This is a genomic window from Shewanella sp. 433 (genome assembly GCF_059338565.1).
Genome location: NZ_CM181703.1, coordinates 3,016,176 through 3,036,129, shown reverse-complemented (window position 1 = coordinate 3,036,129; position 19,954 = coordinate 3,016,176). Strand labels below are relative to the sequence as shown.

General features: G+C 48.4%; 19 protein-coding genes. 12 read left to right on the top strand and 7 right to left on the bottom strand.

The features are described 5' to 3' along the window. Positions 1 to 5 precede the first annotated feature (5 nt). The 6 genes from AC5YB1_RS13445 to AC5YB1_RS13420 all read left to right on the top strand — a co-directional run bounded on the left by AC5YB1_RS13445 (position 6) and on the right by AC5YB1_RS13420 (position 5,843). Complete coding sequence (locus AC5YB1_RS13445) at positions 6 to 1,733, top strand: SLC13 family permease (protein ID WP_494519588.1); 1,728 nt, start codon at positions 6 to 8, stop codon at positions 1,731 to 1,733. A 114-nt stretch (positions 1,734 to 1,847) separates the two neighbouring features. After that, positions 1,848 to 2,483 (top strand): adenylyl-sulfate kinase, encoded by a 636-nt coding sequence (gene cysC / locus AC5YB1_RS13440; RefSeq protein ID WP_494519587.1) that lies wholly within the window; start codon positions 1,848 to 1,850, stop codon positions 2,481 to 2,483. A gap of 60 nt (positions 2,484 to 2,543) precedes the next feature. Beyond that, complete coding sequence (gene cysQ, locus AC5YB1_RS13435) at positions 2,544 to 3,338, top strand: 3'(2'),5'-bisphosphate nucleotidase CysQ (protein WP_494519586.1); 795 nt, start codon at positions 2,544 to 2,546, stop codon at positions 3,336 to 3,338. A 29-nt stretch (positions 3,339 to 3,367) separates the two neighbouring features. Further along, positions 3,368 to 4,273: a fructokinase gene (gene mak, locus AC5YB1_RS13430; RefSeq protein ID WP_494519585.1), complete on the top strand. Its 906-nt coding sequence runs from the start codon at positions 3,368 to 3,370 to the stop codon at positions 4,271 to 4,273. 84 nt (positions 4,274 to 4,357) lie between these two features. Further along, the gene (locus tag AC5YB1_RS13425; protein ID WP_494519584.1) at positions 4,358 to 5,110 is read left to right on the top strand and encodes a YdcF family protein; all 753 of its coding nucleotides are present in this window, start codon (positions 4,358 to 4,360) and stop codon (positions 5,108 to 5,110) included. Between the two features lie 61 nt (positions 5,111 to 5,171). After that, positions 5,172 to 5,843 carry a DUF2982 domain-containing protein gene (locus AC5YB1_RS13420; protein WP_475516351.1) on the top strand — a complete coding sequence of 224 codons (672 nt, stop codon included), beginning with the start codon at positions 5,172 to 5,174 and terminating at the stop codon, positions 5,841 to 5,843. A gap of 69 nt (positions 5,844 to 5,912) precedes the next feature. On the opposite strand, the gene AC5YB1_RS13415 is transcribed toward AC5YB1_RS13420, so the two are convergent. From AC5YB1_RS13415 to galU, 4 genes are all read right to left on the bottom strand, one after another. After that, on the bottom strand, positions 5,913 to 6,332 hold the full coding sequence (locus tag AC5YB1_RS13415; RefSeq protein WP_494519583.1) for a bactofilin family protein: 420 nt from the start codon (positions 6,330 to 6,332) through the stop codon (positions 5,913 to 5,915). 81 nt (positions 6,333 to 6,413) lie between these two features. Beyond that, entirely contained in the window at positions 6,414 to 6,920 is a 507-nt protein-coding gene (gene napF / locus AC5YB1_RS13410; RefSeq protein ID WP_494519582.1) for a ferredoxin-type protein NapF, read from the bottom strand. Between the two features lie 77 nt (positions 6,921 to 6,997). Next, complete coding sequence (galE, locus tag AC5YB1_RS13405) at positions 6,998 to 8,011, bottom strand: UDP-glucose 4-epimerase GalE (protein ID WP_494519581.1); 1,014 nt, start codon at positions 8,009 to 8,011, stop codon at positions 6,998 to 7,000. Further along, entirely contained in the window at positions 8,011 to 8,931 is a 921-nt protein-coding gene (gene galU / locus AC5YB1_RS13400; RefSeq protein ID WP_494519580.1) for a UTP--glucose-1-phosphate uridylyltransferase GalU, read from the bottom strand. Before galU ends, galE begins: the two co-directional genes overlap by 1 nt. 295 nt (positions 8,932 to 9,226) lie before the next feature. Here galU and phhA point away from each other — a divergent pair, with 295 nt between their 5' ends. From phhA to maiA, 5 genes are all read left to right on the top strand, one after another. Continuing rightward, a complete protein-coding gene (phhA, locus tag AC5YB1_RS13395; RefSeq protein WP_494519579.1) occupies positions 9,227 to 10,024 on the top strand; it encodes a phenylalanine 4-monooxygenase in 798 nt (265 codons plus the stop codon). Positions 10,025 to 10,064: 40 nt separating this feature from the next. Then, the gene (locus AC5YB1_RS13390) at positions 10,065 to 10,403 is read left to right on the top strand and encodes a 4a-hydroxytetrahydrobiopterin dehydratase (protein WP_494519578.1); all 339 of its coding nucleotides are present in this window, start codon (positions 10,065 to 10,067) and stop codon (positions 10,401 to 10,403) included. A 233-nt stretch (positions 10,404 to 10,636) separates the two neighbouring features. Further along, the gene (tyrR, locus tag AC5YB1_RS13385; RefSeq protein WP_494519577.1) at positions 10,637 to 12,181 is read left to right on the top strand and encodes a transcriptional regulator TyrR; all 1,545 of its coding nucleotides are present in this window, start codon (positions 10,637 to 10,639) and stop codon (positions 12,179 to 12,181) included. Between the two features lie 209 nt (positions 12,182 to 12,390). Next, positions 12,391 to 13,377, top strand: coding sequence for a fumarylacetoacetate hydrolase family protein (locus tag AC5YB1_RS13380; protein ID WP_494519576.1), 987 nt, complete (start codon positions 12,391 to 12,393; stop codon positions 13,375 to 13,377). An 81-nt stretch (positions 13,378 to 13,458) separates the two neighbouring features. Then, a complete protein-coding gene (maiA, locus tag AC5YB1_RS13375) occupies positions 13,459 to 14,103 on the top strand; it encodes a maleylacetoacetate isomerase (protein WP_494519575.1) in 645 nt (214 codons plus the stop codon). A gap of 57 nt (positions 14,104 to 14,160) precedes the next feature. On the opposite strand, the gene AC5YB1_RS13370 is transcribed toward maiA, so the two are convergent. Beyond that, positions 14,161 to 15,051 (bottom strand): LysR family transcriptional regulator, encoded by an 891-nt coding sequence (locus tag AC5YB1_RS13370; RefSeq protein ID WP_494519574.1) that lies wholly within the window; start codon positions 15,049 to 15,051, stop codon positions 14,161 to 14,163. 445 nt (positions 15,052 to 15,496) lie between these two features. Here AC5YB1_RS13370 and AC5YB1_RS13365 point away from each other — a divergent pair, with 445 nt between their 5' ends. Beyond that, positions 15,497 to 16,714 carry an MFS transporter gene (locus AC5YB1_RS13365; RefSeq protein WP_494519573.1) on the top strand — a complete coding sequence of 406 codons (1,218 nt, stop codon included), beginning with the start codon at positions 15,497 to 15,499 and terminating at the stop codon, positions 16,712 to 16,714. 42 nt (positions 16,715 to 16,756) lie between these two features. Here the strand turns inward: AC5YB1_RS13365 and AC5YB1_RS13360 are convergent, their stop codons facing one another. Together AC5YB1_RS13360 and AC5YB1_RS13355 are read right to left on the bottom strand one after the other, a co-directional pair. After that, on the bottom strand, positions 16,757 to 18,127 hold the full coding sequence (locus AC5YB1_RS13360; protein ID WP_494519572.1) for a sigma-54-dependent transcriptional regulator: 1,371 nt from the start codon (positions 18,125 to 18,127) through the stop codon (positions 16,757 to 16,759). Then, a complete protein-coding gene (locus AC5YB1_RS13355; protein WP_494519571.1) occupies positions 18,124 to 19,947 on the bottom strand; it encodes a sensor histidine kinase in 1,824 nt (607 codons plus the stop codon). Before AC5YB1_RS13355 ends, AC5YB1_RS13360 begins: the two co-directional genes overlap by 4 nt. Positions 19,948 to 19,954 lie beyond the last annotated feature (7 nt).

The window sequence follows — 19,954 nt, the reverse complement described above, 5'->3', positions numbered from 1 at the left end:
ACACTATGACACTAAACGCCTACCTCACTATTGCCATTTTTGTTGCGACCATTGTCGGTTTGGTGCGATTTCAAAACCGACCCGCACAGGTATTTGGTGTCACCCTGCTGGTGCTAGTGGCCTTTAATTTGGTCACCAAAGAGCAGCTGTTAGCGAGCATGTCTAATCCCGGTCTGGTGACCTTGGTGTTGTTGATCTTATGCTCCTTTGCTCTAGACAAAACCCGTTTACTGCGTGTGATAGCATCCAAAGTGATCGTCAGTGGTTACCAAAGTACTTGGCTTAGGCTCTTTAGTATGACGGCGCTGAGCTCGGCTTTACTTAATAACACGGCAGTGGTGGCGACATTGCTGTCGCCCATTCGTAACAACCCCCATCATATGGCCAGTAAGTTGTTGTTGCCACTCTCTTATGCGGCGATCCTTGGCGGCACGCTCACCTTAGTGGGCACCTCGACTAACTTGATCATCAACAGTATGTATATTGATGTATCGGGCCAGTCATTATCGTTTTTCTCGTTCACCGCCATTGGTACTTTACTGGTGTTGGGTTGTGGTGTTGTGTTGAGATTGGTGTCGGGCTGGCTGCCCAGTATTGCTCAACAAGAAACCAGTTCTAAGGGTTATTTTATCGATGCTAAGGTCATTAAGGGCTCTGAGCTCATTGGCCGTTCGGTAGAAGGCAATGGCCTTCGGCATCTCGAGTCACTGTTTTTGGTTGAAGTGGTGCGCAATAACCGCTTAATCAGCCCGGTGACACCAACAGAAGTATTGCAACAAGGGGATAGGCTCATCTTCAGTGGTGATATCACTAAGGTGATGCAGTTAGGGCAGTTCTCTGGGCTGGAGATGTTTGCCGAGAAAAATGGTTTACTCGACTCTAACCTCACCGAGGTGGTGGTCAAACAAGAAAGTGTGCTGGTGGGACGTACCATGAAGCGTGCTGGTTTTAGGGCCTTGTTCGATGCCGCTGCTGTGGCCATTCGCCGTGACGGTGAAGAGATCTCCGGTAAGTTAGGCGAGGTGACCATTAAAGCCGGTGATTTTTTAGTGCTGGCGGTAGGTAAGTGCTTCTTAACGCGGCGCACGGTAAGTAAAAACTTTATTGTGATCAGTGGCGTCGAGCCTGAGACTCGTATTAGTGGGGTTAAGGCATGGATTGCCATTGGCGGCTTTATGGTCACCATCATGTTAGCGGCTATCGGTGTTATCGAGATGCTGCAAGGCATGCTATTACTGCTCGGGGTGCTGCTCTTAAGTCAATGCCTTAATGTCAACGAAGTGGTACGCCGTTTTCCGGTCGATATTTGGCTTATTGTGGCATCAGCAATTTTATTGGCCCACGCCTTAGTCAATAGTGGTGTCGCAGAAGGGGTTGCCACTTGGGTTGCCAGCATCGCCGATAAACAGCATCTAATGTTGGCGCTCGTTTTAGTGTACGTGGTGACCTGGTTGATGACCGAGCTTATTACCAATAATGCGGCGGCGGCCTTGATGTTTCCTATTGCTTACAGCATCGCCTTGGGTTTTGGGGTGGATTTTTTACCTTTTGTTATGACGGTCGCCTTTGCTGCTAGCGCCAGCTTTATCAGCCCTTATGGCTACCAAACTAATTTGATGGTTTATAATGCGGGGCGCTATCGCTTAAGTGATTTTGTTAAAGTCGGTGTGCCCGTTAGCCTGACCTACGGCGCGATTGTGCTGACGACAGTGCCGCTGTTTTTCCCCTTTTAGCTAAAAGGATGCTGGTGGGATGCGTGATGATCGAGTGCTCCAGAAGCTGTGAAGATCAGTGTTGAGCCTGTAAGCGTAATTTAATACTCAAGTGTGTGATTTTAAGGACTGCAAATGTCACCTTATAAAACCGTGGTAACAGAAGATAAATCCTCCGATGTAGTATGGCATCAGGCCAGTGTGTCGCATCAAGACCGCGTGGCAGCCAAAGGGCATCAGGCGGCGGTATTATGGTTTACAGGCCTCAGTGGCTCAGGTAAATCTACGCTGGCCAATGCAGTCGATAAGATGCTGCATGAGCGAGGCGTCAGTACCTATGTGCTTGACGGTGATAATGTTCGCCATGGTCTCAATGGTGATTTAGGTTTTTCAGATAGCGACAGAGTGGAGAATATCCGCCGCATTGGTGAAGTTGCCAAGCTGTTTGTCGATGCGGGGTTATTAGTGTCGACGGCATTTATTTCGCCGTTTGCTACTGACAGAGCCATGGTGCGAAGTTTACTTAGCGACAAGCAATTTATTGAGGTATTTGTTGATACCCCGCTAGAGGTCTGTGAGCAGCGAGACCCTAAAGGGTTATACAAGCAGGCGCGCGCTGGCGAGATTAAACACTTTACCGGTATCGACTCGGCTTATGAAGCGCCGAGTGCACCTGATGTTCGCCTCGATACCGCGCGCCACAATGTGCAGCAATGTGCTCATCAAGTCATTAATTATTTAATCGCGCAACAGCTCATTGGTGCACGTTAGAGATGCCAATTTTATGGCATACTCATCTTATTTTGCGCTCCTGCGCAGAGGTAAAGTAAATTGACAGCCCCCTTTAATCCCACTTGGTTAGCCCAAATTGTCGCCATTGCCGAGCAGGCAGGCGAAGCGATTATGGCGATTTACGCGCAAGAGACGTTTGCTGTCGCGGCAAAATCAGATGACAGCCCTGTGACGGCGGCCGATATGGCGAGCCACCATGTGATTGCCGATGCGCTTGCCAAGTTAACGCCCGATATTCCGGTGATGTCTGAAGAGGCTGCCGATATCCCATGGGCCACGCGCCGCCAATGGTCGCAATACTGGTTGATTGATCCTCTCGATGGCACAAAAGAGTTTATTAAGCGAAATGGTGAGTTTACCGTTAATATCGCCTTTATCGACCATCATCAAGCTGTAGCGGGGGTGGTCTATGCCCCAGCATTAGCAAAGTGCTATTACGGCGCCGCAGGCCTTGGTGCTTGGTTAACCGATGGCGGCGAGCTGATTGATTTAACCTCGCTAGCTGTACCTGTACTCAAGGTGCCTCGGGTGGTGGGAAGCCGTTCACATGTGAGCCCTGGGCTGGCAGATTATCTCGCCACGCTTGGACCACATAGCCTGTTAAGCATCGGTAGTTCATTGAAATTTTGCATGTTGGCCGAGGGCGCGGCAGAGATCTATCCCCGCTTAGGGTTAACTAGCGAATGGGACACCGCGGCGGCTCAGGCGGTACTTGAAAGCGCGGGCGGCGCGGTGATCAATCATGCTACAGGCTTACGCTTGGCCTATAACCAAAAAGAGACGATATTAAATCCTTATTTTATTGCCACGGCTAAACATTGGCCGATAAACTGATCCATTACGTTATCCAGTGGAGTGTAAACATGTTGCGGATTGGGGTTGATTTAGGCGGCACTAAAATTGAGCTGGTGGCCTTAGATGAGCAGGGCATGGAGCAATTTAGAAAGCGAGTCGCGACGCCTGCAAATTATGCCGCGACACTCAATACCATTGTCTCGTTAGTCAATGAGGCCGAGGCACAATTGGGGCAAACGGCGACAGTTGGAGTTGGGATCCCTGGGGTCATTTCTCCTTTTTCAGGCTTAGTTAAAAATGCCAATTCGACCTGGCTCAATGGCCACCCGTTAGACCTTGACCTGTGTGAGCGTTTGGATCGTGAAGTGCGGATAGCTAATGATGCCAACTGCTTTGCTATTTCAGAGGCCATCGATGGCGCGGCCGCGGGTAAGGCGATGGTGTTTGGAGTGATTATTGGTACCGGTTGTGGTGCTGGTATCGCCATCAATGGCAAGGTTCATGGTGGCGGAAACGGCATCGGCGGCGAGTGGGGTCATAATCCTTTGCCTTGGATGACGGCGGATGAATTTAATTCCACCGCGTGTTTTTGCGGAAATAAAGATTGTATCGAAACCTTTATTTCAGGCACCGGTTTTGTGCGTGACTATCACCATAACCTCGAGCCGCATCAGCAAGGTAAGGTGTCTAGCGGAGTCGAAGTGATGGCGCTAGTCAATCAAGGTGATGCCCAGGCGATGGCCTGTTTTGAGCGCTATATTGATAGGCTTGCCCGCAGTTTGGCCCATGTGATCAATGTTCTTGACCCGGATATCATCGTATTAGGCGGCGGCATGTCTAATGTCACTGCCATCTATCCTCGGCTACCGGCTTTATTATCTCGCTATGTACTAGGGGGCGAGTGTCGCACAGCAGTGGTGCCGAATTTATATGGTTGTTCATCAGGTGTACGCGGCGCGGCGTGGCTGTGGTGATAGTGAATAAACCGCACTCGCTTGGTATTGCATATCGCTTACGTTAAACTTGCGCAACGCTAATATTAAGAGGCAAGGATAGCCATGTTCTGGGTAAAAAAAATCATATCGCAACTGCTGATGCCAGTGCCGTTAACCATTATCTTATTGCTTCTCGCGATTATGATATTAAGGCGGCGTAAACTGGTTAAGTCCTTAATCGTAAGCGCGTGCTTACTTCTGTTATTTTGCAGTAGTCAATGGGGCAGCTATTGGCTGGCTTCATCGCTTGAATCGCAATATGCAGTGAATAATCAACCCATGGGCTCAGGCTGCGTGGTGATGGTGCTTGGCAGTGGTCATGACTCAGCCATTAATGCCAGCGCGAGTCAGCAGTTGTCAGACATCGCTTTAGCGCGCTTAACCGAAGCGGTGCGTCAATTAACATTAGGGCCCAATTGTCAGTTAGTTGTGAGTGGTTGGGGCGGAGGTGATAAGTTGCCCCAGGCTCAAGTGATGGCGCAGGCCGCGATTGAACTTGGGGTCGATGCTGCGCGTATTATTCGCTTGCCATTGGCTAAAGACACGCTCGAAGAGGCGCAGCATCTTCAGTGGGAAATTGGCGATGTGCCATTTCGCTTGGTGACATCGGCGACTCATTTGCCACGTGCAATGCAGATATTTACTCAAGCGGGAACTCAGCCACAGCCTGCACCCGCAAATTTTATTGCCCGCCGAGGTTACTGGTGGCAGTTTGATGCCAGAAATCTGCTGACCTCTCAGCAGGCCATTCATGAATATGTGGGATCACTGTGGCTTAAGATTAAATTTGCAGTGGCAGATGAGCCGCTGATTTAGCATAAATCGTTTTAATTATCAGTGGCCTTGAGGGCCTACTGAGTTGTAGTGAGAGTTATAGGTGCAAGAATCAATCGTTATTCGTGCGGTATCAAAACGCAACGGCTGGAGTTTTACCCTGATAGGCTCTATCGCGTTAGTAAGTGCGGTAGTGATGTTTATTGCATCGAGTTCGCTAATGGGGCTGGGGCTTGCCTGTTTTGTATTTGGCGCGCTTTTTACTGTGCTTGGCGCCGCGAAATTAATGCAGCCAGAGGTGAGTGTGGAACTACGTCCGCAAGGTTTGGTCTACCATCATCATCGTGGCAGTATTTATTTAGAATGGGACAACATTCAGCGTGCCGATATGCCGCGAAATATACAGGGCTTTGACAATCATGAGCTGCCTTATATAGGAATCAAACTAAAGCGATTGGCGCCGCTTATCGATGATATTCCGCCGCGTTTGGCGACCGGTTTGCTCACGGAGCAGCGGCCATTATTGATGTCATCGCTAACCTTAGATGGTGAGTTGGCGGATCTAGAGCGTTATCTTAATTCAGAATTTTCGCCTCTGACGCTAGAGGGTAAAGCCTATAAAGGCGTGCAGGCGATGTTTTCCCGCCGTTGTGAGCAGCTCAATGGCCAGTTTGGCTACCATGTTTATATTCCGGTGGATTGTTTAGATAGAGCGCCGCGCGACTTTTTAACCTTAATTAGAGACTATAAACAAGCTGCCGAGTTAGCTCAGTAGTGTGCGGGCTTTAGAGCAGTTTAGGCGCGGTGGAGTGCACTCAGCGCCTAGATTTGATACATACTGCCGTTAGTTAACCAGCTCTGCGTTAGCATGATGGGGTGAATGTTGTTCAGGTGTTTCTTGGTGCATTTGCTCATTTGACAGCAAAGCTACCTCTTCTTTTACCCGCACGCCGATAAACTGGCCACCGGAAAATATCTCCATTGAGTTACAGGCTATCTCGCCTTCTACCGTTCCGGTGCCGGTAATAATCAGCTTTTCACACTTGAGCTTGCCCTTAAACAGGCCAGAGACTTTGAGCTCTTTACATCGCAGCTCGCCATTAATATAACCATCGGTTTCAATAGTGATTTTATTCAGCGCGCTGATCTTGCCTTGCAGCTCCCCACCGATCAAGGCTTCTCCAGAAAAGTGGCTTTCACCGCACACCTTAGTGCCTTGTGCAATAAAAGTCAGGCCTGTGTTATTGTTTTTTCTTTTAAACATAATAGTCACTGTTGTTACGATTCTAGGTAGATACTACCCGTAAAACCTGCCTAGTAAAACCACTAATATTTGGCGCGCCTGTCAGTTTTTTGGCAAGCATACCGCCTCTTTTGTGGTGATGGATATTGACTGGTTGGGGCAAGGTGAGACGCATGCGCCGCAGCCTGTGCAGCTATCAAGCATGATGGAAGGTTGCGGGGCGCCGCCAATCGACGGTGTAAAGTTAATCGCGCTGGCGTCACAGGCATCTTTGCAGGCTTGGCACCAGATGCCACTGTTTGCTAAGCAGCTGTTGTCTATTGAGGCTCTTAGTTGCCAAGGTTCGTGCGTAGTATCATTAAAGAGAGGTTCTTTGCAGGCTCTTACGCATTTAGTGCAAAAGGTGCACTCAGCCTGACTAAAATTCACTTCAGGGAAGCCCCCGTCACCGCGAAATATAATGGCTGTTTCGCACGCCTCAATACACAGGTTACAGCGCGTACAGATATCGGTAAATTCAACATCAGTTCGGCTCCACGGTGGGCGTATCGCCTGCTGCTGGCGACGGTTAAACAGCCTACGGCGGCTCTGATTAATTGCGTTGCTCATGCTGTTAGGTCCAAAAGCTGATGATGTAGAGCGCCGAGGCGCTCAACAATGTGGGTAGGTTTTGAGGATACCTAGGGTTAGTCATGGTATCCGTTTGGATTGCTCGATTGCCAGTGCCAACTGCTGTTGGCCATATCTTCGATGCTGTGCGTCGCTTGCCAGTTGAGCTCGGTTTGTGCCTTGTTAGGATCGGCATAGCAGGCGGCTATATCACCAGGTCGACGCGGCGCAATTTGATACTTGATCTTGTTTCCGCAGGCTGTTTCAAAGGCTTTCACCATGTCCAGTACGCTATAGCCTTGGCCTGTGCCCAAGTTATAGGTGACTAAGCCGCAGCCGCTATTGAGTTTCTCTAGTGCTTTCAAATGGCCTAAGGCCAAGTCGACGACATGAATATAATCACGCACCCCAGTGCCGTCATGGGTGTCGTAATCATTGCCAAATACACTTAAAAATGCCCGCTTACCCACAGCAACCTGAGCGATAAAGGGCATTAAATTGTTCGGGATATCGTTAGGATCTTCCCCTATTAGCCCGCTAGCATGGGCGCCTACTGGGTTGAAATAACGCAACCGAGCAATATTCCAATTAGGATCAGAGTTATACAGATCGTTTAAGATATGTTCCACCATGAGCTTAGATTGCCCATAAGGGTTGGTTGCCCCTGTCGGAAAGTCTTCGGTGATCGGCAGTGAAGCGGGGTCGCCATAGACGGTTGCCGATGAGCTAAAGACTAACTTTTTAACATTAAAATCAGCCATCACCTCACATAACACTAAGGTGCCGGTGACATTGTTTTCATAGTAACGCAGTGGTTGCGCCACCGATTCTCCGACCGCTTTTAATCCAGCAAAATGGATCACCGCCGTGATTTGGTGGTCGGTAAACACTTTTTGTAAAAACGCTTTATTGAGTACATCGCCTTGATAAAAGGTGATCTTCTTTTGGGTAATGTGTTCGACACGTGCTAAGGCTTCGACACTGGAATTAGACAGATTGTCGATAACGACAACGTCTTGATTATCATTGAGTAATTCAACAAGGGTGTGGCTGCCAATATAGCCTGCACCACCCGTTACTAAAATGGTCATTAATCATTGTCCTGTGGTAATGCTGCAACCAGCGTCTTAAGGTATTGGGTAAACTCTGGACCTATTTCTCGATGGCGCAGCGCATGTTCGACACACGCTTGCATATAACCCTGTTTGTTACCGCAATCGTGGCTTTTGCCTTTCATGTAATAGGCATTAACAGTTTGTTTTTCCATCAGCATGGCAATGGCATCAGTGAGTTGGATCTCATCGCCAGCGCCAGCGGGGGTTTTCGACAGTAACGGCCAGATCTCGCGCGGCAGAATATAGCGGCCGACCACGGCTAGGTTTGACGGCGCCTCTGTCACATCGGGTTTCTCAACCAAGGCGCTGATGGGTTCAGATTGGCCAGGGGTTAAGGCGTGGCCATTGACATCGGCGATACCGTATTGGTCGACGCAGTGCGCTGGTACGCCCTCAACCATGATTTGCCCAGTTTCGGTGTCGTCGAATAAGTTAACCATGTCGGCGAGATTATCACGGCGTAAATCGCAGCTAAACTCATCGATGATCACATCGGGCAGCAGCACGGCAAAAGGCTCATCCCCTACCACTTTTTGTGCGCAGAGAATAGCATGCCCCAGCCCCTTTGCTTGAGACTGACGCACACTGATGACTGTCACCGCCGCTGGGCAAATGGCCTGCACCTCGGCTAATAATTGTCTTTTTACCCGGCGTTCAAGCTGAGCTTCTAGCTCAAAGCTGGAGTCAAAGTGGTTCTCAATCGAGTTTTTACTGGCATGGGTGACCAGCACAATTTCATTAATGCCGGCGGCAATCGCTTCGTTAACGACATATTGTATCAGCGGCCTGTCGACCACTGGCAACATCTCTTTGGGGATAGCTTTAGTGGCCGGAAGCATGCGGGTGCCAAGACCAGCCACGGGGATCACTGCCTTACGGACTTTGTGCTGTTTCATCCTATTCCTAGATGTGGGGCGAGATTGGCCTTATTCTAATAAAAAACCTTTGAAAAGCCATTTTAAACTGCAGTAAAAAGGTAATTATTGCCATTTTCTCACACAAATGCGCCGATTTCGTTACATCTGTTAGCTTATTGAAAATCTGTGGTTTTAATGCAACGACTCGCAGTGTTGTAAATCTTAGGTTACAAAAATGACGCGAGTATTGGGGAATTTTAAAGTGTGATCCGGTTAACAAATCATCGGTTTTCGTCAACTATGGAGGCAAGCGCAGTTAAGGGGTGTATTTATCATGAGCAAAGCGACAGCATATCAAGCCAAGTATCCCGACAGTCACGGTCATATCGATTACACCTCTTACGAGCATGAAACATGGCAAGCCTTGTATCAACGTCAGCAAGACAATGTGCCGCGATATGCGTGTGATGCTTATTTACATGGATTAAGTGAACTGGCTTTGCCAAGTGAGCGAATTCCGCAATTGAGTGAGATAGATATCGTCTTGCACCGCACGACAGGTTGGAAAACCGCGGCGGTGCCAGCATTAATCTCTTTCGAGCGGTTTTTTCAGTTGCTGGCTAATAAAGCGTTTCCTGTGGCGACCTTTATTCGCTCTAAAGAGGAGTTTGATTACCTGCAAGAGCCCGATATCTTTCATGAGATCTTTGGTCATTGCCCGCTGTTAACCAATCCCTCGTTTGCTCGTTTCTCCCATCAATACGGCAAGTTAGGCTTGGCGGCCTCGAAAGAGGAGCGGGTTTTTCTGGCGCGTTTATATTGGTTTACGGTGGAGTTTGGCTTAATTAGGCAGGCTGATGATCAGTTAAAAATTTATGGGGGCGGGATTTTAAGTTCCCCCGGTGAAACCTTGTACGCCATGAGCGATAAGCCGTTGGTAAGGCCTTTCGATCTCATTGATATAATGAGAACTCCGTACCGTATCGATATTATGCAGCCGATATATTACACCATTGAATCAATAGACTATCTCGATGAAATTGTGAAGATGGATGTGATGTCGGCGGTCACTCAGGCACGCCAACTCGGTTTACATGCGCCATTATTTGAGCCCAAAGCTAACGTCAGCTAGGCTGTGGATTAACCCTACTATCAAGATTTAAGGATGATATATGTCTGAATTAGCACAAATGAAGTGTGAAGCCTGTCAGGCCGATGCCCCTAAGGTGAGTGAGGCCGAGCTAGGAGAGTTACTCAAGATGATCCCAGATTGGGGTGTACAGGTGCGTGACGGTATTATGCAGCTGGAGCGCGTGTATAAGTTTAAGAACTTTAAATTGGCACTGGCCTTTACCAATAAGGTGGGGGAGCTTGCCGAGGCGGAGTTTCATCATCCGGGGATCTTAACCGAGTGGGGCAAGGTGACCGTTACCTGGTGGTCACATTCTATTAAGGGCTTGCACCGTAACGATTTCATTATGGCAGCCAAGACCGACCAGTTGCTCGATTAAGTTAAAAGTTATTGAGAATCAGCGTTATAAGTTTTTTATGGCGCTGTTTTATTTTATGAGTTTATTTTCCGCTGTAAACAAGTCTTGCCACTTATCGCAGAACATTCTAACGTATAGGCGTTTTATCGGCACCGACATCGCCACCCTTATTTTACCTGGGTGATGCGGGGCGGTTGCAAAGGATATTCCCAATAATAACGCAGTAATAAGAACAACAAAGGGACGATAATAGTATGCGCTTAGCGGTAAGTTGTATTGACCGTGTGGGTCTAGCAAAAGATATTTTGGTGGTGTTAGAGGGCTATGGGATTAACCTGTTTGCCATTGACGCCAGCAATCAAGGGTTTCTCTATCTCCAATTTGCTGAGGTGAAGTTTGATGTGCTCAGTGAATTACTGCCTTTAATCCGCAAGATAGAAGGGGTCAGTGATGTGCGAACTGTCTCCTTTATGCCGTCAGAACAAGAACATTACGCGCTTAAAACCCTACTTAAAACCCTGCCCGATTCGGTGTTCTCTCTCGATGTAAAAGGGCGCATCCGCATCGTTAATGAGTCAGCATTGATGACACTGAACATGGGCGAGCATGAGGTCGTCGACGAGTCACTTAACCATTGGGTACAAGGGTTTAATTTTTCCCGTTGGCTTAGCGAACCACAGGTGCTTGCGCAGGCGACACGGGTCAACATAGGTCAAAGTGAGTACCTCGCCGAGATGCTGCCGATTTATCTACCCGATGAGCAGGACAAAAGTATTCTTGCGGGCGCCGTGGTATCACTCAAGTCTCCGGCCCGTTTAGGTAAGCAATTTAACGCGCTGCAAAATCAGACTACGGGCTTTGAAAACGTGCTTGCGGTCAGCGATAAAATGAAAGAGGTGTTGGTGCAAGCCAGAAGGATGGCGCAGCTGGATGCACCTTTGTTGATCACTGGCGAAACCGGCACGGGGAAAGAGTTAATGGCGCGCGCCTGTCACGATGCCAGTATGCGCCGCGAACATCCTTTTATTGCCATTAACTGTGCTGCTATGCCTGATAGTGCCGCCGAAGAGGAGTTGTTTGGTTATGTCAGTGGCGGCCAAGTGGTCAAGCGCGGCTTTTTTGAAGAAGCCAAAGGCGGCACGGTATTTTTAGATGAAGTGGCCGAAATGTCCAAGGCGGCGCAGGTGAAGTTGCTGCGCCTACTGCAAGATGGCACTTTCAGACGCGTGGGCGGTGATGTAGAGGTACGCTCCGATGTGCGTATTATCTGCTCGACTCAGAAAAACCTTGCTGAATTGTGTCAGAGCGGTGAATTTCGCGAAGATCTCTATTATCGAATTCATGTGCTCAGCTTTCATCTGCCGAACCTGCGCGATCGTAAGGTGGATGTGATCCCGCTCACCGAGATGTTTTTAGAGCATTATAGTCAGCAGTTATCTATTCCCATTCGCCGTATCTCGGCGCCGTGTCGTGAGCACCTGCTCAGTTATGCGTGGCCGGGCAATGTGCGTCAACTAAAGAATGCGATTTTCCGCGCAGTGTCTATGTGGGACGGATCGGCCGAGTTAACGGTAGAGCAGCTTAAGTTGCCCTCCTATGCGGAAGGGTTTGGCTATTTTGATCACGAGTTTGAAGGCTGCTTAGATGATGCCATGAAACAGTTTGAGGCCAATATCTTGAGGCGCCTTTATCCGGCTTACCCCAGTACGCGCCAATTGGCTAAAAAGCTGGGTATGTCCCATACCGCTATCGCCAACAAGCTACGCGAATATAAGATCAGTAAACCCAAAGGCAGTTAAGACGGGAGTCTGTCATGCAAGTGTGGCACCGATTGTAACGCTGGGTTTACAACAAGCAATCAGGGCTGTTTTAGTGTGATTTAGGTCACGCTATTTCTATCTGAGTGGGCATAGGGTATTTGTATGCCCATACCGAATAATTAAGTACGCCAGAGAACGATGCGCGGCCAGTGCGGTGCCATCGCCAATAAGAATATTGAGGAGTAGCTATGAAGTTAGCGAGTTACAACAATGGTCGCCGTGACGGCCAGTTAATGCTGGTGAGTCAGGATTTAACCAAAACCGTTGCCGTGCCAGCCATCGCACATACCCTGCAGCAGCTGCTTGATGCTTGGGACTTACTGCAGCCTCAGCTGCAAGAACTTTATGAAGCGCTCAACAGTGGCATGCTTGATAATGCTATTGATTTTGATGAAGCCAAATGTCTGTCACCCCTGCCTCGCGCCTATCAATGGGCCGATGCCAGTGCCTATGTCAATCATGTGGAATTAGTGCGTAAAGCCCGCGGCGCCGAGATGCCTGAAAGCTTTTGGACCGATCCCTTAGTGTATCAAGGTGGCTCAGACAGCTTTATTGCGCCTAAGGCTGATATTGAGCTTGCAAGTGAAGAGTGGGGCATCGATTTTGAATCAGAAGTGGCGATTATCACCGACGATGTGCCTATGGGCACAGATGTGGATTCTGCCGCAAAGCACATCAAGCTGATCATGCTGGTGAACGATGTCTCACTGCGTAACTTAATTCCGGCTGAATTGGCCAAAGGCTTTGGCTTTTTCCAATCAAAACCCTCAAGCAGTTTCTCGCCAGTGGCGGTCACCCCAGATGAGCTTGGTGATAAGTGGCAAGATGCTAAGGTGCATTTACCCTTAATCACCCATCTCAATAATCAACTCTTCGGCCGACCTAATTGTGGTGTGGATATGACGTTCAATTTTAGTCAGTTGATTGCCCACTTTACCAAGACGCGTCCCTTAGGGGCTGGTGCCATTATTGGCTCAGGTACTATCTCTAATTACGATCGCAGCGCCGGTTCGAGCTGCCTAGCGGAAACCCGTATGTTAGAAACCATTGCCGATGGTAAACCATCGACCGAGTTTATGCGTTTTGGCGATAGAGTGCGTATTGAAATGCTTGATGAGCATGAGCAATCGATATTTGGTGCTATCGATCAGCAGGTAGTGAAATACCAAGGGTAAGTTGACCAGCACGTGTAATACGGGGCGACAACAATGCGCCCCGTTTTTGTCGCCAGGGTTTATCGGCTTAGGGAGTGGAGCATGAAATTATTAGGTTATTGGCGCTCGAGCGCCGCTTATCGCGTGCGCATTGCACTGAATATAAAAGGTGTCGATGTTGAGCATCAATCGATACATTTAGTTAAAGCGGGCGGTGAGCAACATCAAGCCGATTACGCCGCATTGAATCCTCAGGAGTTAGTGCCAACCTTAATTGAGGGAGATGATGAGCTGGCGTTATCACAATCGCTGGCGATAATCGAATACCTCGATGAGGTTTATCCCGAGCCACCACTCTTGCCCCATGATGTGAAAGATAAGGCCATAGTGCGCGCCATGGCACTGGCTATCGCCTGTGAAATCCACCCGCTTAATAATCTCAGAGTGCTGCAATATTTAAGTGGCCCGGCTGGACTTGATGAAGCGGCTAAATCGGCATGGTATCACCACTGGATCCACAGTGGTTTTAGCGCGCTTGAAACCCAATTGGCAACCTATGCCGGGCGTTACTGTTTTGGCGATACTGTTACCTTGGCGGATCTGTGTTTAATCCCTCAGGTATATAACGCCAAGCGCTTTAACGTTGCATTGAGTGCTTATCCGCATATTGAGCGCATTTATGACAATTGCCTGCAACTTGATGCGTTTATTCAGGCCTCTCCAGAGCAGCAAGCCGATGCGCAGTAAGGTTAGTGTAAGCTCGCCTCAATGAGTCGATATGGCTTAATCTTCGTCTAGTCTGTATTAGCGATGGGTCATCAGAAAGTCGACAAAGGCTCGGTCAGCCAGCCCGACGGGGCGCTCTTTGTTCCAAGCAATATGCAAATCTAGGTAGACTGCAGGTGAAAAGGGCCGCGCCAAAATATTATCGCGCTGCTCTATCACCATCTCTAACACACTCGTGATGGCATAGCCTTGTGCCACCACCTGTTTAATCAAGTTGATCAAGTTGGTTTCAAAGGCAATGTTGGCCTCCAATCCTAACTGTTTGGCTTGAGACAGCATCCACTCTCGATGAAAGTATCCGGGTTTAAACATCACCAATTCATGTTGGAAAAATTGCGTAAGATTGATGCTGCTTTGCTCTGCCAGTGGGTGATCTTCACCTAGGGCGACCACCATTTGTTCTCTCAGTAGTAGGTGACTGTCGAAGTTGGCTTGCAGATCTTGGCCTGTGATGATGGCAATATCGACCTCTTCATTTTGCAACATGCGCAAACTGTCGCGGGTACCGCCCTCAAATAATGATAGTTTCAAATCGGGATAACGATGGCGAAAGGCCATTAAGCGCGAGGGTAAATAGTAAGAACCCAGCATGCCGGGCACCGCAATGCGCACTTCTCCCTTAGTCAGGTTCGCCATCGATTTGATGTGAGCCTCAGCCTGTTTAAGTTGTTTGATGATCAGACAAGCGTGCTGATGCAGGGCGTTACCCTCGGCGGTGAGGGTCAAACGACTGCCATCTTGGCCACGGTAATGTTTATTACGATTGATCAAGGTGACGCCTAAATCGGTTTCCAGTCGTTTGATGCTTTGACTCAGTGCCGGCTGGGCAATATTGAGTTGTTTGGCAGCCAAGGTAAAACTGCCTTTGGTGGCTAAGGCATCGAAATGTTTAAGTTGTTTGATATCCACATCATTGCTCACTGAGTTGGTTAGCTGCTAGTGTTGTCATCGCTAGGCTCGTTATAGCTTGGCTCATTATTAAAGGTCACTTGGATCTTGGTCAGTGGAACTAGAATCTTTGAATACCAAAGTACTTTTGAATTTAAGTGCTTCTGAATCTATGGGTTTACCACTAAGCACTCTTGGATCTAAGCGCTCTTGGAACATAGTGCTTTGGAGCTAAGCCGCCCGAGCCAAAGCGCTTGAATCTAATCTCTTGAATCTAATCTATAGCATCGACCCATTTATCACCCGTAGCCCAGTTTATGTTACTCAAGGCTATGTCAACTAAGATGATTGAGTTTAAATATGTCCATAATAAAATAATATGGACTTAATCAAAATAATCTATTTTTGTTATGTTAGGGCTAATGCTAGCCTGTGTCTATTGAGTTAATAGAGAAGTGTGTCACCCATGAGTCATCAACAACTACAAACCCGGTTAATATGGGGGCTGTCCTTAGCCTCTGTGGTTGTGTATATCAATTTGTATTTGGTGCAAGGCATGCTGCCACTCATTGCTAGTAGTTTTCATGTGTTACCCGCGCACGCCACATTACTGCTGTCGGTGACCAGCTTCTCGTTAGCCTTTTCATTGCTGTTTTATGCCACCTTGTCGGACAAAATTGGTCGCAGAAAGCCACTGTTGTGGAGTTTAGGGCTGCTAGTACTTGCCGATGTCATGTTGCTGTTCGTGACAGAGTTTAGTGATTTGATTGCACTGCGGTTGATCCAAGGGGCTCTATTGGCGGCGGTGCCCGCCATTTCGATGGCCTATTTTAAAGATATGCTCGATAAGTCGGTTTTACTGAAAGCAGGAGCGGTTTACATTGCGGCCAACAGTTTGGGCGGTATTGCTGGGCGATTACTCGGCGGTGTCATGACGCAATACCTTAATTGGCAACAATCGATGTTATTACTGATAAGCATTACCGCCCTTGGCACCTTAGTTGTGATAGGGCTGTTGCCTAATCGCGATAAAATTCGCGCCGAGCGTGGTGAGATTAAATTACGTTTTCAGCGCAGCGACGCCCAAGGATTTTGGCTACACCTTAGCGATAGCACCATGATTAAATTGTATTTACTGGGTGCTATGGCATTTATGGTGATGGTCAATCAATTTAGTTATATTCAGCTGCACCTGATGCAAGCGCCCTTCAACTGGGGGCGTTTTGAGGTGACCTTGATTTTTCTCTGCTATTTGAGTGGCACTTATGCCTCTTTTCGCTCGGCTAAGTGGGTGAATAAATTAGGTCGCCAACCCTTATTTGTGTTGTCGACATTAATGATGTGTCTGGGAAGCATGGTGACCTTATTCGATAGTAGTGAGGCGATTGTGGTTGGCTTTATCTTGTCCTGTTTTGGTTTTTTCACTTTTCATAGTGTCTGTAATGCCTGGGTGGCCCAGCGCGCGCAGCAACATAGAGCAAAAGCCACAGCCTTGTATCTGTGCAGTTACTATCTTGGTGCGGCGATAGGTGGCCCTTATCTATTACCCTTTTGGCAGCATTGGGGCTGGAATGGTGTAGTGGGCGGCAGTTTAGTGGTGTTATTGCTGGTGGCCGTGTTGGTATTGTATTTGGCACGCGCCCAGCGGCGCGCCCCCGCATCTTTGATTGATGTGGCCGGTTAGGCGAAATACCTCGGCGGTTTATCTACAGTGACTGCCAATGCCTTATTGAATAAAGGTTTTACGATTGAGACCAAATTTTTGCATCTTGTCATACAGGGTTTTGCGCGGTAATTCGAGCTGCTGCATGGTTAATTTGATACTGCCTTTATTGACATTGAGCGCCTCCTCAATCAGCAGGCGCTCAAAAAACTCTACCCGTTGCTGTAGTGACATATTGGCATTGAGTTGATGACTTGGGGTCATCGATGTGGCAAAGGCCGCTTCGCCGCCAAGCAGGACATAGCGTTCGGCAAGGTTTCTTAACTCCCTGACATTACCCGGCCAATCATGAGAGATCAGCTGAGCGGTATTTTCTGTCGACAGTGGAATAAGTGCTTTGTGGTAACGCGCCGATGCGACACGGGCAAAGTGTAAAAATAACAGCGGAATATCTTCCCGGCGTTCACGCAGCGCAGGGATAGGTATGGTGACGAGGTTAAGGCGATACAAGAGATCTTGGCGAAACTCGCCAGTATCGCACAGGGATTTAAGGTCCACCTTAGTCGCGGCAATGATGCGAATATCTAAGACTATACTCTTGTTTGACCCCAGTCGTTCTACTTTTCTATCTTCAAGCACGCGCAGTAGTTTTACTTGTAACGCCAGCGGGGTGCTTTCAATCTCATCTAGAAACAGGGTGCCACCGTTAGCGTATTCGAACTTACCTATGCGGGTTTTGTCGGCTCCAGTAAAGGCACCGGCCTCTGCGCCAAATAGTTCACTTTCGATAATGGTTTCAGGGATCGCACCACAATTGATGGCAACAAAATTGGCGGCGCTGCGGACACTATGATCGTGTAAGTAGCGCGCCACTAACTCCTTGCCAGTGCCGGTTTCCCCCTCGATTAAGATGTCGGCAGGCATGTCGAGTACTTGCTCGATAATATGGCGCATCTGTTTTATGCCAGGGCTGTGACCCAGTATGCGTGGCCCTGGCGTACTGTGTGATTCGAGCTCCTTTTTGAGGCTGCGATTTTCCAGTGTCAGGCTGCGTTTTTCAAGGGCGCGTTTAGCAATGTCGAGCATATGTTCGTTATTAAACGGCTTTTCAATAAAGTCGTACGCCCCTTGTTTTAGCGCCTGCACCGCCATGGCGATATCACCGTGCCCCGTGAGTAAGATAATAGGCATATCTTTATCTTGGCTTAAGAGATTCGCCATCAGTGTTAAGCCGTCGATATGTGGCATGTTTACGTCGGAGATCACCACTCCAGGCCAGTTTGGAGGCAAGGCGTTCATTAGCTGTTGTGGCTCGGTAAGGGCGAGTGCTCGATAAGATTCCAGCTCAAATAACTGGACCAATGCGCAGCCGATCAGGGGTTCATCATCGACAATAATAATGTCGTACTGTGTAAGTTCATCGGTTAGCATCATGGCGTTCCTGGTGTATATGTGGCCAAGGTAATGTTAAAAATGGCGCCGCCTTCGATGCGGTTAGCCACGTTTATTTGCCCTTGCATGGTTTCGATGATCCGCCGCGAAATAGACAAACCAAGTCCGAGCCCATGGCGAGAATTAGTGTAATAGGGGTCGAAGATTTTTTTCATTTGGCTCTCTTCAATCCCAGAACCACTATCTTCGATGCTAATGTTGACTCTATCCGTCACCATTACGCCGATAATCAACTGTTTAGGTGAACTGTGTTGCATGGCTTTAATGGCATTGCTCATTAAATTCACCAGTACCTGCTGTAGCCGGATAGGATCGCACCAAATATGGGTCTGGTTATCGGCGACATTAAGTTGCAGCTCAACCCCCTGTTTATCGACTTCTGGCTGAATAATGGTTAAGGCATCGTTGATGCACTGGGCTACGTTGGTGGCTTTCTCATTGCCAGCACTTTTTCGGGTGAAGCTTTTAAATTGCGACACGATAGCGGCCAGCCTATCGGTTAACTCTATGATAGTGATGATATTACGCCCCACATCATCCCACTTGGCTCTGGCCAGTAAGGTTTGGGTGTTCTGGGCGTAACTGCGGATAGCCGCCAAGGGTTGATTGATCTCATGATTTATGCTGGCTGATAAACTGCCTATCACGGTGAGTTTAGCGGCTTGGATTAATTCATCTTGAGTCTCTTTGAGTTGTCGATGGCTGCTCTCTAAAGCCTGAGTACGCTCTTGTACTCTTTGCTCTAACTGTTCGTGTGCGTGACGCATTCGTTGGCTGTTTTTACGTCGCTCAACGGCGTACAGCAAGGCTAGGGCCATAAGCAGGTACAAGGCGCCATAAAGCAGCAATAAAGGTGGCATAGCCTGATATGTTGGCGCCATAGGCGTGAGGATGTGCAGTTTCCAACCTGCATCTGCCATTACTGTTTGGCTGTCCATGTAGTCAATGGCGTTGTTATTGCTGTGGTTAATACGGTAGATAGGGTAACGCTTACCCGCTGGATCTGTGTATGGCGGCTCAATGGTTAATTCGTGGATCGTTCTATCGGCATAGCGGCGTGACTGCTTAATCTGCTGTTGCCGTTCGGGTGTTACCGGATTGAAAGCGGCCAGGCGCCATTGTGGGGCGCTCGAGATAAAGATGATGTCATCGGGATCGCTAATGGCAAATTCATAATTGCTGGCTCTGGCCATACCGGTACCGTGCTGTTCTATCTCGGTAACATCGACCTTTACCACTATCACACCAAGAATTTCTGGTTGCACTTGCTCTGCGGATTGACGTTGTCCGCTAGCATAGATGGGATAAGAGAAATAATAGCCGCGTTTATTGGAGCTGGTACCCACGGCAAAATAACGTCCTAGCTGACCCTTTATCGCTTGTTGGAAATAGGGGCGAAAGGCAAAGTTCTGTCCGATAAATGAGTAACTTTGTTGCCAATTACTGGCGGCAATGGCATCACCGTTGGCATTGACCAGATAGATATCGAGCGCTTCGGTGATGCTCTGGATCTCTTGTAAATACTGATTTAACGCGGTGAGGGTTTCTGTGTCACCTTGTTGTTGCAGTGCGTTGACTAATAATGGGTTTTTCGACAGTACGTGTGGGATGCTTTGATAGCGAGATAGGGCACCCGCTAGAAAACTGACCAACTCTTTCATTTGAGCGCCAGATTGACGTTGAGTCTGCTGGTAGCCGTGATCTAGATGAAACCAATAGGCAATATTTAGCACCAGTACCAGGCCTAATGCGATAATCAAAGTGACGCTGAGGTATTTTTTTGTTTTTATTTTCATTGACATAAAATGC